11 protein-coding genes and 1 pseudogene are annotated in these 13,909 nt (G+C 70.9%); 9 read left to right on the top strand and 3 right to left on the bottom strand.

What is annotated here, in order from left to right:
* The 3 genes from ACVNF4_RS22605 to ACVNF4_RS22595 form a co-directional block, all read right to left on the bottom strand.
* Positions 1 to 758 (bottom strand): PucR family transcriptional regulator ligand-binding domain-containing protein (locus tag ACVNF4_RS22605; protein WP_461804689.1); only part of this gene is annotated, 758 nt, incomplete at its 3' end.
* Between the two features lie 43 nt (positions 759 to 801).
* A complete protein-coding gene (locus ACVNF4_RS22600) occupies positions 802 to 1,572 on the bottom strand; it encodes a hypothetical protein (protein WP_461804688.1) in 771 nt (256 codons plus the stop codon).
* A gap of 4 nt (positions 1,573 to 1,576) precedes the next feature.
* Entirely contained in the window at positions 1,577 to 3,379 is a 1,803-nt protein-coding gene (locus ACVNF4_RS22595) for a glycoside hydrolase family 15 protein (protein WP_461804687.1), read from the bottom strand.
* A gap of 470 nt (positions 3,380 to 3,849) precedes the next feature.
* On the opposite strand from ACVNF4_RS22595, the gene ACVNF4_RS22590 reads away from it, so the two are divergent.
* The 9 genes and pseudogenes from ACVNF4_RS22590 to ACVNF4_RS22550 all read left to right on the top strand — a co-directional run.
* On the top strand, positions 3,850 to 5,505 hold the full coding sequence (locus tag ACVNF4_RS22590) for a CTP synthase (RefSeq protein ID WP_461804686.1): 1,656 nt from the start codon (positions 3,850 to 3,852) through the stop codon (positions 5,503 to 5,505).
* A gap of 87 nt (positions 5,506 to 5,592) precedes the next feature.
* Positions 5,593 to 6,219, top strand: coding sequence for an NUDIX domain-containing protein (locus ACVNF4_RS22585; protein WP_461804685.1), 627 nt, complete (start codon positions 5,593 to 5,595; stop codon positions 6,217 to 6,219).
* A 224-nt stretch (positions 6,220 to 6,443) separates the two neighbouring features.
* A complete protein-coding gene (locus tag ACVNF4_RS22580) occupies positions 6,444 to 8,501 on the top strand; it encodes a tetratricopeptide repeat protein (protein ID WP_461804684.1) in 2,058 nt (685 codons plus the stop codon).
* A 121-nt stretch (positions 8,502 to 8,622) separates the two neighbouring features.
* Positions 8,623 to 9,738: an alanine dehydrogenase gene (ald, locus tag ACVNF4_RS22575; RefSeq protein WP_461804683.1), complete on the top strand. Its 1,116-nt coding sequence runs from the start codon at positions 8,623 to 8,625 to the stop codon at positions 9,736 to 9,738.
* A 425-nt stretch (positions 9,739 to 10,163) separates the two neighbouring features.
* Entirely contained in the window at positions 10,164 to 11,291 is a 1,128-nt protein-coding gene (locus ACVNF4_RS22570; RefSeq protein WP_461804682.1) for a ParA family protein, read from the top strand.
* Positions 11,276 to 11,890 (top strand): hypothetical protein, encoded by a 615-nt coding sequence (locus tag ACVNF4_RS22565; protein ID WP_461804681.1) that lies wholly within the window; start codon positions 11,276 to 11,278, stop codon positions 11,888 to 11,890. Before ACVNF4_RS22570 ends, ACVNF4_RS22565 begins: the two co-directional genes overlap by 16 nt.
* Before the next feature lie 28 nt (positions 11,891 to 11,918).
* Positions 11,919 to 13,073: a segregation and condensation protein A gene (locus ACVNF4_RS22560; RefSeq protein WP_461804680.1), complete on the top strand. Its 1,155-nt coding sequence runs from the start codon at positions 11,919 to 11,921 to the stop codon at positions 13,071 to 13,073.
* Entirely contained in the window at positions 13,070 to 13,693 is a 624-nt protein-coding gene (gene scpB / locus ACVNF4_RS22555) for an SMC-Scp complex subunit ScpB (protein ID WP_461804679.1), read from the top strand. Before ACVNF4_RS22560 ends, scpB begins: the two co-directional genes overlap by 4 nt.
* A pseudogene (locus ACVNF4_RS22550) lies at positions 13,693 to 13,909 on the top strand (pseudouridine synthase); the annotation flags it as partial. The gene scpB and the pseudogene ACVNF4_RS22550, both read left to right, overlap by 1 nt.

Genomic DNA, 13,909 nt, shown 5'->3' with positions numbered 1-13,909 from the left:
CCCGTGCCGAGCCGGCCCGCCAAGCTGTCGGCACCGGCCCCGGAGGTCTCGCCGGACATGCCCACACCCGTGCCGAGCGCGCCGCCCGGCACCTCCACCACGACCGTCCCCGACGGCGTCTCCTTGCCGGCGCCCCGCAGCCGTTCCCACACCTGGAGTGCCTCCGCGCCCTCCGGTCCCGCCCCGGCCGCGTACAGCAGGCGCCCCCCGACCGTCTCCAGGAACACCGGGTTGCCGCTGAACTCCGCGAGGATGCCGAGGACTTGGGGGATTCCGCCGCCGCCCAGCAGGGCGTTGGTGCAGCGCCGGTGGACCTCCTCGGCCCGCTGCAACAGCGCGTAGTGCCCGTTCACGATCTCCGTGTGGATCTCCTCGGTGACCGTCACGAACGCCACCTCGCGGTGGAGTTGGACCAGAGGGAGGCCGGTCGCGCGGGCCGTCTCGATCAGGGCGGCGGGCAACCGGGTGAAACGGGGCCCGAGTTCGACCACCAGTGCGGCGATGCCCCGCTCGGCCAGCGTGCGGACGAACGCGCGCTGGTCAGCAGGGCGGGTACCGAGGCCGTACCCGGTGGTGAGCAGCAGCTCACCCCCCTTGAGCAACGACGCGATGTGCGGAACCTCCCCCGCGTGCACCCACCGCACCCCCCTCTCCAGCCCCTCCGCCCCCGCAAGCACCTCCGGCAGCCCTCTCCGCAACCCCGGCAGCTCCAGGGCACGGCGCACGGTGATGCCGGTGTCTTCGACAGGGGTGTCCATACGGCGACGCTACCTGCCTATGACCAGCACCGACGCCGCCTGCTCACTCCGACGCGGGTTCCGTCTCCGCTCCGGTCACCGACTCGGAACCGGGGTCCACCTCCCCGCCGGCCACCGCCTCCAACGCCGCCCGCAACCGCCCGCCGAGCCCGACGTCCCACCGCCCGACCTCCTCCGCCAGCAGGGCCACGGCCGCCGCCAACGCTCTGCGCACCTCACCGTCGTCCAAGGAGCGTACGAGCGTCTCCTCCAGCGGTAGTTCCACCAGATGCGCTCCCTTCGCATGAGCTGAGGGGACGCCCTCTCGGAGGCAGGTGAGTGTGATCAGGTGTGCACGCAGTGCTCCGATCCAGTACTCCGCCTGCCAAGGCCGGCCTCGCTCCACGCAGGTGCGGGCGTGCAGGGCATGGTGCCAAGCGAGGCCGATCAGGTGCTGGGGGTCCGGCTCGCCGAACGGTTCCGGCGTGGCCGTGTCGCCGAAGAGGGTGTGCCATTGCGGGCCGCGGGGGCCGAAGGCGGTCGGTGGGGTGAAGGTGAGGTCGACCTCGACGAGGCCGGGGAGGAGGAAGACGCGGATGGTGCCGGGTGGGAGGGGGAGGTCCCAGTGGTGGAGGGCGCCGAACTCGGCGTACAGGCGGGTCGTCCACGCGGCCAGCGTCTCCCGGAGGTCGCCGGAGACCGACAGGACCAGGTCGAGGTCGGACCACCGGTCGGTGTGACCGGTGGCGTGGGAGCCGGTGAGGGCGGCGCCCACGATCGCGTCGTCGGCCTCGGCGAGGGCGAGTAGACGGGCTCTGACCTGGTCCTTCCGCATCCGTTCAGCCCCCGTACGCCCCCGACGCCGTCAAGCGCAGAGCGGTGTCGATGAGGGGGACGTGGCTGAAGGCCTGGGGGAAGTTGCCGACCTGGCGTTTCAGGCGGGGGTCCCATTCCTCGGCGAGGAGGCCGAGGTCGTTGCGGAGGGCGAGGAGTTTCTCGAAGAGTTTCCTCGCTTCGTCGACGCGGCCGATCATGGCGAGGTCGTCGGCCATCCAGAAGGAGCAGGCGAGGAAGGCGCCTTCGTCGCCGGGGAGGCCGTCGACGCCTTCGTCGCCGCCGGAGGTGGGGTAGCGGAGGATGAAGCCGTCGGGGGTGGACAGCTCGCGCTGGATCGCTTCGATGGTGCCGATGACGCGTTTGTCGTCGGGGGGCAGGAAGCCCATCTGGGGGATCAGGAGGAGGCTCGCGTCCAGCTCCTTCGAGCCGTAGGACTGCGTGAACGTGTTGCGTTCCTTGTCGTAGCCCTTTTCGCAGACGTCGCGGTGGATGTCGTCGCGCAGGTCGCGCCAGCGCTCCAGGGGACCGTCCGCGTCGCCCGATTCGATCAGCTTGATCGTGCGGTCGACGGCGACCCAGGCCATGACCTTGGAGTGGACGAAGTGGCGGCGGGGGCCGCGGACCTCCCAGATGCCCTCGTCGGGGACGTTCCAGTGGTCCTCCAGGTAGCGGATCAGCTTGAGCTGCAACAACGAGGCGTAGTCGTTGCGGGCGAGGCCGGTCATGTGGCCGAGGTGGAGGGCCTCGGTGACCTCGCCGTAGACGTCGAGCTGGAGCTGGTGGGCGGCGCCGTTGCCGACGCGGACGGGGCCGGAGTTCTCGTAGCCGGGGAGCCAGTCCAACTCGGCCTCGCCGAGCTCCCGTTCGCCGGCGATGCCGTACATGATCTGGAGGTTCTCGGGGTCGCCGGCGACGGCGCGCAGGAGCCATTCGCGCCAGGCGCGGGCCTCGTCGCGGTAGCCGGTGCGCAGGAGGGAGGAGAGGGTGATGGCGGCGTCGCGCAGCCAGGTGTAGCGGTAGTCCCAGTTGCGCACGCCCCCGATGTCCTCGGGCAGGGAGGTCGTGGGGGCGGCGACGATGCCGCCGGTGGGGGCGTAGGTGAGCGCCTTGAGGGTGATCAGGGAGCGGATCACGGCCTCGCGGTAGGGGCCGTGGTAGGTGCACTGGGCGACCCACTCGCGCCAGAACTCCTCGGTGGCCTCCAGCGAGGCTTCCGGCTCGGGCAGCGGCGGGGGCTGCTTGTGCGAGGGTTCCCAGGAGATCGTGAAGGCGATGCGGTCACCGGGGGCGACGGTGAAGTCCGAGTACGTCGTCAGCTGCTTGCCGTACGTCTGTGCGGTCGTGTCGAACCACACCGAGTCGGGGCCCGCGACGGCGACGGTGCGGCCCTCGTGGCGGTGCACCCACGGGACGATCCGGCCGTAGGAGAACCGCATCCGCAGGGCGGAGCGCATCGGGACCCGGCCGGAGACGCCCTCGACGATGCGGATCAGCTGGGGAGCGCCATCGCGCGGGGGCATGAAGTCGGTGATCCGGACCGTGCCGCGGGAGGTGTCCCACTCGGATTCCAGGATCAGGGAGTCACCGCGGTAGGTGCGCCGGGTGGCGGCCGGCGGCGGGGCGTCGGCCGCGTGTGCGGGGCCCAGGCGCCAGAAGCCGTGGTCCTCGGTGCCGAGCAGGCCCGCGAAGATGGCGTGCGAGTCGAAGCGCGGCAGACACAGCCAGTCCACTGTGCCGTCTCTGCAGACCAGTGCCGCGGTCTGCATGTCTCCGATGAGTGCGTAATCTTCGATGCGCCCGGCCACGTGCAACTCCAGTCGAACGGCCACTCACCCCCGCGAAGGGGGCTTTTTGCGGTCAAGGGGTCGGTGTATTGCGTGTCGTTGAGCTGTGAAGCAAACCAGCCGTCTCGCCCTTCAGGCAAAACGCCATTTATCGCTCAACGAGCTGACGAGCCTTCGTTGTTCCGGTGCGCAGGCGGGGGTGTGCCCATGGTGCAGCGGCGGACTCGGCAGCGAGTGTCTGAGCAGGATACGGCTCACGTAGATGATCTGTGGCCCGCTCCCGCCAACCCGCCTGCGCCGAACGGGTGAGCGCGGGTGAAAGCGTCGTCAAGGAACACGAAATCCTCGTCAAAGTACTTGTGTCCGGGTGTGCGCGGAGCGTGGCCGGAGGCCGTCCCTCCGAGGCGCTGATACGCTGGTAGCCCGTGGAGCGGTGGTCCCGAAACCCCCGAACCGCAGCGACCCCAGACCGCGACCACGGGAGCCCCCTCTTGGCCAGTACGCCGAAATCTTCGACGACCAAGCACATCTTCGTCACCGGGGGTGTCGCCTCCTCGCTCGGCAAGGGCCTGACCGCCTCCAGCCTCGGCATGCTGCTGAAGGCCCGCGGCCTGCGCGTCGTGATGCAGAAGCTCGACCCCTACCTGAACGTCGACCCGGGCACGATGAACCCCTTCCAGCACGGCGAGGTGTTCGTCACGAACGACGGCGCCGAGACCGACCTGGACATCGGCCACTACGAGCGCTTCCTCGACCGCGACCTCGACGGCTCGGCCAACGTCACCACCGGCCAGGTCTACAACACGGTCATCGCCAAGGAGCGGCGCGGCGAGTACCTCGGTGACACCGTGCAGGTCATCCCGCACATCACCAACGAGATCAAGCACCGCATCCGCCGCATGGCGACCGACGAGGTCGACGTCGTCATCACGGAGGTCGGCGGCACCGTCGGCGACATCGAGTCGCTGCCGTTCCTGGAGACCGTCCGCCAGGTGCGGCACGAGGTCGGCCGGGACAACGTGTTCGTCGTCCACATCTCGCTCCTTCCGTACATCGGCCCGTCCGGTGAGCTGAAGACCAAGCCCACCCAGCACTCGGTGGCCGCGCTGCGCAACATCGGCATCCAGCCCGACGCGATCGTGCTGCGCTGCGACCGCGAGGTGCCGACCGCGATCAAGCGCAAGATCTCCCTCATGTGCGACGTCGACGAGTCCGCCGTCGTCGCCTGCCCGGACGCGCGTTCGATCTACGACATCCCGAAGACCGTCCACGGCGAGGGCCTCGACGCGTACGTCGTCCGCAAGCTCGACCTGCCGTTCCGCGACGTCGACTGGACGACGTGGGACGACCTGCTGGACCGCGTCCACAACCCCGACCACGAGATCACCCTCGCCCTGGTCGGCAAGTACATCGACCTCCCCGACGCGTACCTCTCGGTCACCGAGGCGCTGCGCGCGGGCGGGTTCGCCAACAAGGCCCGCGTGAAGATCAAGTGGGTCACCTCGGACGACTGCAAGACCCCGGCCGGCGCCGCGGCGCAGCTGGCGGACGTGGACGGCATCTGCATCCCCGGCGGCTTCGGCGACCGCGGTGTCCTCGGCAAGGTCGGCGCGATCAAGTACGCCCGCGAGAACAAGGTCCCGCTCCTCGGCCTGTGCCTGGGTCTCCAGTGCATCGTGATCGAGGCGGCCCGCAACCTCGCGGACATCCCGGACGCCAACTCCACGGAGTTCGACGCGGCCACGGCCCACCCCGTCATCTCGACGATGGCCGAGCAGCTCGACATCGTCGCCGGTGAGGGCGACATGGGCGGCACGATGCGGCTCGGCATGTACCCGGCGAAGCTCGCCGAGGGCTCGATCGTGCGTGAGGTGTACGACGGCAAGGAGTACGTCGAGGAGCGGCACCGCCACCGCTACGAGGTCAACAACTCCTACCGCGCGGAGCTGGAGAAGAAGGCGGGCATCCTGTTCTCCGGCACCTCCCCGGACGGCAAGCTCGTCGAGTACGTCGAGTACCCGCGTGACGTCCACCCCTACCTGGTCGCCACCCAGGCCCACCCGGAGCTGCGCTCGCGGCCGACCCGGCCGCACCCGCTGTTCGCCGGGCTCGTGAAGGCGGCGGTGGCCGCCAAGAGTTCGAAGTAACACGGCCGGTTGTACGGTGGCCGGGGCGCCTCCCGCTCAACGGGGGCGCCCCGGTTTTCGTTTGCGCACGTCGGAAAGGTCAAGGCGATGACGATCAAGGACACCCCGCAGGAGTGGGAGATCCGGGAGACCCAGACGCCCTTCGTGGGCAAGAAGACCTCCGTGCGCACCGACGACGTCGTCATGCCCGACGGCTCCGTCGTCCGCCGCGACTACCAGGTGCACCCCGGTTCCGTCGCCGTCCTCGCGCTGGACGACGAGGACCGGGTCCTGCTGATCAAGCAGTACCGGCACCCGGTGCGCGAGAAGCTGTGGGAGATCCCGGCCGGTCTGCTGGACGTCCCCGGGGAGAACCCGCTGCACGCGGCGCAGCGCGAGCTGTACGAGGAAGCGCACGTCAAGGCCGAGAGGTGGCACGTCCTGACCGACGTCTACACCACCCCCGGCGGCTGCGACGAGGCCGTCCGGGTCTTCCTCGCGCAGGGGCTCTCCGAGGCGGAGGGGCAGCGCTTCGAGGTGGAGGACGAGGAGGCCGACATGGAGCACGCGCGCGTGCCCGTCGACGAACTGGTCCGGGGGATCCTCGCGGGGGAGCTGCACAACAACTGCCTCGTGGTCGGCGTGCTGTCGCTGGTGGCGGCGCGTGCCGGGGAGGGCCTTGAGGCGCTGCGCCCGGCGGAGGCGGCCTGGCCCGCGCGGCCGTTCGAGGCGTGACCGTTTCTGACCGGACCTCGCTCCCTTCGGAGACACCTGCGGACGCCGTTGCGGTCACCCGGCGAAAGCGTCCGGTGTGACCATCGGCTGATCCGATCAGGGGATCTGAGGGGGCGTCACCGTCGTGCTCCGCGAGGAAGGTTGCAGAGCGTGAACTAGGCTCCCGGTGAGTGAGCCGAGAGGACGCGCCGGTGTTGCGCGTGTGTGAGACGGGAGCGTGGCCCGTGGCGGATCAGGCAGTGGAGACGGGCGGCGTGCTGCTGTCGGGCCACGCTGCGACGGAGGGCCAGTTCCTGGGCCGTACCAGGGAGTTGAAGGAGCTGCGGGCCGACATCGAGCGCGTGGGCCTGAACACCCTGGTCGGCAAGAAGGCCCCCCGCGCGCGGGTCCTGCTCATCGCCGGACGGCCCGGCTCGGGACGGACCGCGCTCGCCGAGGAACTCGTCCGGCAGGTGGCGGGCCGTTACCGGGACGGCGTCCTGCGGGCCCGCCTCGCCGAGTCGGACGGCACCCCCGTCCCCGTCGAGCGCGCCGCCCGCGACCTCCTCGCCGAACTGGAGGTCGAGGCCCCCGCGGGAGCCGACCAGGACGACCTCTCCGCCCTCCTGCGCGACACCCTCGCCGACCGCCGCACCCTGCTCCTGCTGGACGACGCCCCCGGCGCCGAACACGTCGACGCGCTGCTCCCCGACAACCCGGAGTGCCTGGTCGTCGCCGTCTCCGCCGGACCCCTCACCGGGATCCCGGACGTGCGGCCGTGCACGCTGGGCGGGCTGGACACCAAGTCGGCGCTGGAGCTGCTGACCCGGTCCACCGGGTCGGTGCGGGTGACGGTCGACCCGCGTTCGGCGGAAGGGCTCGTCGAGGTCTGCCAGGGGCAGCCGGCCGCTCTGGTCCTCGCCGGGGGCTGGCTCGCGGCCCGCCCCAAGGCCGCCGTCGCCGACCTCGCCAAGCATCTGAACGCGGAGGGGGACGACGGGACGCCGCTGAGCCGGGTCTTCCGGCTGGTGCACGCGGGACTGCCGGGACCGGCCGCGCGGATACTGCGACTGCTCAGCCTGGCCCCCGCGGGCCTCGTCGACCCGCACACCGCCTCCGCGCTGGCCGGCTGCTCGATCGGCGCCGCCCGCACCACCCTCGACGACCTCGCCGCCCACGGCCTGCTGCACGCGGTGGGTTCCCCGCTCCCGCAGTACGAGGTACCCGGCTGTCTGCACCCCCTGCTGAAGGCCGCCGCCGAGGCCCACGACCGCCCCGCCGAACTGCACCTGGCCCGCGCCCGCATGCTGGAGCGCACGGTCCGCCTCCTCCAGTCCTGCCGGGCGATCACCGAACCCGAGAACCCGCAGGCCCGCGCCCGCCTCCAGGGCCTGCCCCGGGCCCTGCGCTTCCCGAGTCGGAGAGCCGCCGGGGACTGGCTGAGGCTGCGCCGCCCGGCCCTGCTCGCCGCCGCCCGCCTCGCCGTCGCGGACGGTGAACTGGACACCCTGGCCCGCCGGTTGATGTCCCAGTTCGTGCGCGCGATGGTCGCCCACTTCGGCACCCGGGCCGCCGCCCCCGACCTCTACGGCATCCACGGCCTCGTCCTCGACGTCGCCGAACGCCGCGACCTGCCCCGCGAGCGCGCCGCCGCCCTGCTCAACCTCGCCGACGTCGACGCCCGCACCGGCCGCACCGAAGAGGCGCTGGTCCGCTACCGGGCCGCGCTGGACGCCGGGCGGGAGGCGAACGACCCGTACGCGACCGGGCGCGCGATGGAGTCGATCGGCGGCGCCCACCTCGAACTCGGGGACTACGAACGGGCCGCCGACTGGTACGGCCGTGCCCTCGCCCAGCGCCTCGCCCGCGACGAACGCGCCGACGCCGCCCGGCTGTACGGCCGGATCGCCACCGCCCAGACGTACGCGGGCCGGTACGGCGAGGCCCAGCGGGGATGGCGCGCGTCGGCCGCGGGACACCGCAAGAACGGTGACGTGGGGGCGCACGCGCGGGCGCTGAGCGAACTGGCCCGGGTGCAGGAGTACGCCGGACGTCCGGAGGAATCGCTGCGGACCTGCCAGGAGGCGGTGGAGTGGGCGCGGCGCGCGGAGGACGAGCGCCTCCAGGCCGCGCTCCAGCTGCGGCTCGCGGACACACTGGAGCACCTCGGGGACCCGGCGGCGGCCCGGGTGCACCGGGCGGCGGCCGACCGGATGCTGGCCGAGAAGGGGACCGGCCGTGATTCCGAGGCGGAACACGGAGCTAACGCCTACGAAATCCGTAGCGCTTCGGCTGAAGATTGATGCTTTGAAAGGCTAGACACCGGGAACACCTTCATTAGACTGGCTCTGTCGCGCTGCCGTGCGACATTTCTCGACGTATCCGCATACGCGTACGTCCCCTGAGTCGAGGACCGTGATCGACGTGAAGGTCGGCATCCCCCGCGAGGTCAAGAACAACGAGTTCCGGGTGGCCATCACCCCCGCCGGCGTCCACGAACTGGTGCGCCACGGCCACCAGGTCGTCGTCGAACGCGGCGCCGGGGTGGGGTCCTCGATCCCGGACGAGGAGTACGTCGCGGCCGGCGCCGCGATCCTGGAGACCGCCGACGAGGTCTGGGCCACCGCCGACCTGCTGCTCAAGGTCAAGGAGCCGGTCGCCGAGGAGTATCACCGGCTGCGCAAGGACCAGACGCTCTTCACCTACCTGCACCTCGCCGCGTCCAAGGAGTGCACGGACGCGCTCGTCGCCTCCGGCACCACCGCGATCGCCTACGAGACGGTCGAACTCCCGGGGCGCGCGCTGCCGTTGCTCGCACCCATGTCCGAGGTCGCGGGCCGGCTCGCCCCGCAGGTCGGCGCCTACCACCTGATGCGCTCGGCCGGCGGGCGCGGTGTCCTGCCCGGCGGGGTGCCCGGTACGCAGCCCGCCAAGGCCGTCGTCATCGGCGGCGGGGTCTCCGGCTGGAACGCCACCCAGATCGCGATCGGCATGGGCTTCCACGTCACCCTGCTCGACCGGGACATCAACAAGCTCCGCGAGGCCGACAAGGTGTTCGGCACCAAGGTGCGGGCGATCATGTCCAACTCCTTCGAGCTGGAGAAGGCCGTCCTGGACGCCGACCTCGTCATCGGCGCCGTCCTCATCCCGGGCGCCAAGGCGCCGAAGCTGGTCACCAACGAGCTGGTGGCCCGCATGAAGCCGGGAAGTGTTCTTGTCGACATCGCGATCGACCAGGGCGGCTGCTTCGAGGACTCGCGTCCGACGACCCACGCCGAACCGACGTTCACCGTCCACGAGTCGGTGTTCTACTGCGTCGCCAACATGCCCGGCGCGGTCCCCAACACCTCGACGTACGCGCTCACCAACGCGACCCTGCCGTACATCGTCGAACTGGCCGACCACGGCTGGGTGGCGGCGCTGCGCCGTGACCCCGCGCTCGCCAAGGGGCTCAACACCCATGACGGCAAGGTCGTTTACCGCGAGGTCGCCGAGGCGCACGGGCTGGAGCACGTCGAACTGGCGTCGCTGCTCGGCTGACCGGGGCACGCGGTACGTGACAGCGGCAAGGAACCAAGTCACCGTTTCATAAAGGCGATACGTCAACAAGACGCGTCAACGACGCACACCGGGCCGGGCCTTGTCCATAAGGTCCGGCCCAATGTGTGTATGGTCACTTTGCGATGCTCGGTCAACTCGCGGCGAAGATAACCTCTTCGACCGATTCGAGCACCGGTGAAGCCTGCTGTGCGACGGTCGTACGCCCTTGACAGCGTGATGTTTCTTTGCCGACACATCCGACCGGGTCCGGTGGATTGTGTTGCTGCGGACCGCCGACACGCCATAGAGTCGCCAACCGTCGGCATGGTGCCACGCTGACCTTGTCTAGAAGTTTCCTGGTCACCAAGGAGGTAAGACGACTTGTGAATGAGTCGACATTTTCTCCCGGGGGTGGTCAACCAGGAATGCCTGTAGGGACCGAGGGCCCTCAGGGATTCGAGGCTGTCGGCTCCGTAGCTGTGCGCACCTTCGCAGCCCACCAGAGTCCGCAGACCCTGCGGACAGCACACCGAAGCATGGATGGCCATCACGTGAACGCCATGGCCGGCGACGGAAGTGGCGCGCCCCACAACCACTTCGCCGACTACGACGAACTGCCCGACGGGCACTTCTACGATCCCGACGCCGAATACGAGCCCGACCCCGAGTACGCGGCCACGCTCGCGCCCGACGCTGCCCGCCAGCGCCGTGAGCGCATCGGCCCGACCGGACGTCCGCTGCCGTACTTCCCGATCCCGGGTCCGCTGACCGATCACGGACCCGCGACGATCATCGCGATGTGCAACCAGAAGGGCGGCGTCGGCAAGACCACGTCGACCATCAACCTGGGTGCCGCCCTCGCGGAGTACGGCCGGCGGGTACTGCTCGTGGACTTCGACCCGCAGGGCGCGCTGTCGGTGGGTCTCGGCGTCAACCCCATGGAGCTCGACCTCACGGTCTACAACCTGCTCATGGAGCGGGGCATGTCGGCCGACGAGGTGCTCCTGAAGACCGCGGTCCCCAACATGGACCTGCTGCCGAGCAACATCGACCTCTCGGCCGCGGAAGTGCAACTCGTCAGCGAGGTCGCTCGCGAGTCGACCCTCCAGCGGGCGCTGAAGCCGCTGATGGACGACTACGACTACATCGTCATCGACTGCCAGCCCTCGCTCGGTCTGCTCACGGTCAACGCGCTGACGGCCGCCCACAAGGTGATCGTCCCGCTGGAGTGCGAGTTCTTCGCGCTGCGCGGTGTCGCGCTGCTCACCGAGACCATCGAGAAGGTCCAGGAGCGCCTCAACCCCGAGCTGGAGCTGGACGGCATCCTCGCCACCATGTACGACTCGCGCACCGTGCACAGCCGTGAGGTGCTCGCGCGTGTCGTCGAGGCGTTCGACGACCACGTCTACCACACGGTGATCGGCCGGACCGTCCGCTTCCCGGAGACCACGGTCGCGGGCGAGCCGATCACCACGTACGCGTCCAACTCCGTCGGCGCCGCCGCCTACCGTCAGCTCGCCAGGGAGGTGCTCGCCCGGTGTCACGCCGAGTGAGTCTGCCGGGGGCCGACGAACTCTTCCGTACGACAGGGGGCATGGCGCTCCAGCCGTCCACTCCCCGGCGGCCCGGCGAGGGCCGGGTGCCAGGGCAGGCGGGCGACGGTGAGGCGGTCTCCGCCACGCCGGAGGACGCACCCGCGTCGGTGCCCGCGCAGGGCGGGGACGGCGAGGGGGCCGAGCACGTCGCCGCCGACGCCGAACCGGGCGACGGGGGCGAACCCCGCAGCAGGGGCGGCGAACGGGTCGGTGTGCGGCGGGCGCAGGAAGGTTCTGCCACCGTCGGCGCCGTCACCGGCTCGGCCGGTCCGAACGGTTCGGCCGCCTCCGCCGCCTCGGACGCCGAGTCCCGCAAGCGCAATCGTGCCGCCGCCCGGCGGCCCTCCGGGCGGGAGCGGCACGACGAGAAGATCACCGTCTACGTCTCCGCCGAGGAGCTGATGGACCTGGAGCACGCGCGTCTGGTGCTCCGGGGTGAGCACGGGCTCGCCGTCGACCGGGGCCGCATCGTCCGCGAGGCGGTGGCCGTGGTGCTGGCCGACCTGGAGAGCCGCGGGGACGCGAGCATTCTCGTCCGCCGGTTGCGGGGGCGATAAGGGGCGGTAGGGGTAGCCTTCGGTGGCTATGACCTCGAACGACGTCCCCCTCGCAGCCGGCGGCTCCGGCGGGCGTCGGCGTGCGCTGGGCCGGGGGCCGGGGGGCGGGAACGATTCGCCGGGGGCCGAGGCGGTCGGCGGGGCGGGTGCGGAACCGGTTGCTGAGCCCGTCACCGAGTCGGCCGCGCCGCCGGTTGTCGGAACGGACGCCGAGGCGGGTGTGGAACCGGTTGCTGAGCCGGTTGCCGAACCGGTCGCGTCGACGGCTGCCAGGGCGGACGTGGAGTCGGTCGCTGAAACGCCTGCCGAGCCCGCCGCTGATCCTGTCGCCGAGCCGGCACCCGCGCCGGTTCCGGAGGCGGCGGCTCCCGGAGAGACCGCTCCCGACGGCGTCTTCACAGTCCGCCTCGCCAACTTCGAGGGCCCCTTCGACCTCCTGCTCCAGCTGATCGCCAAGCACAAGCTGGACGTCACGGAGGTCGCCCTCTCCAAGGTCACCGACGAGTTCATGGCCCACATCAGGGCGATGGGCCCGGACTGGGACCTCGACCAGACGACCGAGTTCCTCGTCGTCGCCGCCACGCTCCTCGACCTCAAGGCGGCCCGCCTGCTGCCCGCCGCCGAGGTCGAGGACGAGGCCGACCTCGCGCTCCTGGAGGCGCGGGACCTGCTGTTCGCGCGGCTCCTCCAGTACCGGGCGTACAAACAGATCGCCGACATCCTCCAGCACCGGCTGGACGTCGAGGGCCGCCGCTACCCCCGTACCGTCGGCCTCGAAGCGCATCACGCCGAGCTGCTGCCCGAGGTCGTCCTCAGCATCGGCGCGGAGGGGTTCGCGAAGCTCGCGGTCAAGGCGATGCAGCCGAGGCCGAAGCCCCAGGTGTACGTCGACCACATCCACGCGCCCCTCGTCAGCGTCCAGGAACAGGCACAGGTCGTCGTCACCCGGCTGAAGGAACTCGGCGAGGCCAGCTTCCGCGTCCTGTGCGACGACACGGACGACACCCTCACCGTCGTCGCCCGCTTCCTCGCCCTCCTGGAGCTGTACCGGGACAAGGCGGTCGAGCTGGACCAGGAGACGGCGCTCGGGGAACTGGTCGTGCGGTGGAGCGGCGGGGAGGCGGGGGCGACGGTGACGGACGAGTTCGACCGGCTGAGGGAGACCACGGAGGAGCAGGGGTGAGCGGAGACGTCGTGGAGCTGGAGCTGAAGCCCGCTCTGGAGGCCGTGCTGATGGTCGTCGACGAACCGGCGACCGAGGAGCACCTCGCGAAGGTCCTCCAGCGGCCCCGGCGGCAGATCGCGGACGCGCTTCGGGAGCTGGCCGACGAGTACACGGCACAGGGCAGGGGGTTCGAGCTGCGGGCCGTCGCCGGGGGGTGGCGGTACTACACGCGGCCCGCCTACTCCGCGGCCGTCGAGGGCTTCGTCCTGGACGGCCAGCAGGCCCGCCTCACCCAGGCGGCGCTGGAGACCCTCGCGGTCGTCGCCTACCGGCAGCCGGTCAGCCGCAGCCGGGTCTCGGCGGTGCGCGGGGTGAACTGCGACGGTGTGATGCGCACCCTGTTGCAGCGGGGGCTGGTCGAGGAAGCGGGCGCGGAACCCGAAACAGGTGCGATCCTGTATGTGACGACGAACTACTTCCTGGAGCGGATGGGCCTGCGCGGTCTGGACGAGCTTCCGGAACTCGCGCCCTTCCTCCCGGAGGCGGAGGCGATCGAGGCCGAGACGCTGGAAGGGGTCCCGTCGTTCGATCCGGACGCTCCGGATTCCGAGGACGCAGACGACAAGACGGAACTTTGATGCGAAGCAGCAGCGGCAGGAACAGCGGCGGAAACAACGGCGGGAGCCGTGGTGGCAACAGCGGCAGCCGCGGCGGGAACAGCGGCGGCCGGGGCAACTACCGCGGCGCCGGCAACAACCGCGACGACAACCAGGGCGGCCGGCCGAAGAAGCCCCGCCCCGAGGAGCGGCGCTACGACGTGGGCCCCGGCGCCTCCCCGGAGGGCCCCAAGTCCG

This window comes from Streptomyces sp. S6 (genome assembly GCF_054880855.1).
The sequence above is the reverse complement of the archived record's forward strand: the minus strand, read 5'-3'. Positions and strand labels throughout refer to the sequence as shown.

Excerpts from the sequence above, each read along its gene's own strand:
- ACVNF4_RS22560 (WP_461804680.1), top strand. The coding sequence starts at position 11,919 with ATGACCTCGAACGACGTCCCCCTCGCAGCCGGCGGCTCCGGCGGGCGT.
- ACVNF4_RS22570 (WP_461804682.1), top strand. The coding sequence starts at position 10,164 with ATGCCTGTAGGGACCGAGGGCCCTCAGGGATTCGAGGCTGTCGGCTCC.
- ACVNF4_RS22585 (WP_461804685.1), top strand. The coding sequence starts at position 5,593 with ATGACGATCAAGGACACCCCGCAGGAGTGGGAGATCCGGGAGACCCAG.
- ACVNF4_RS22600 (WP_461804688.1), bottom strand. The coding sequence starts at position 1,572 with ATGCGGAAGGACCAGGTCAGAGCCCGTCTACTCGCCCTCGCCGAGGCC.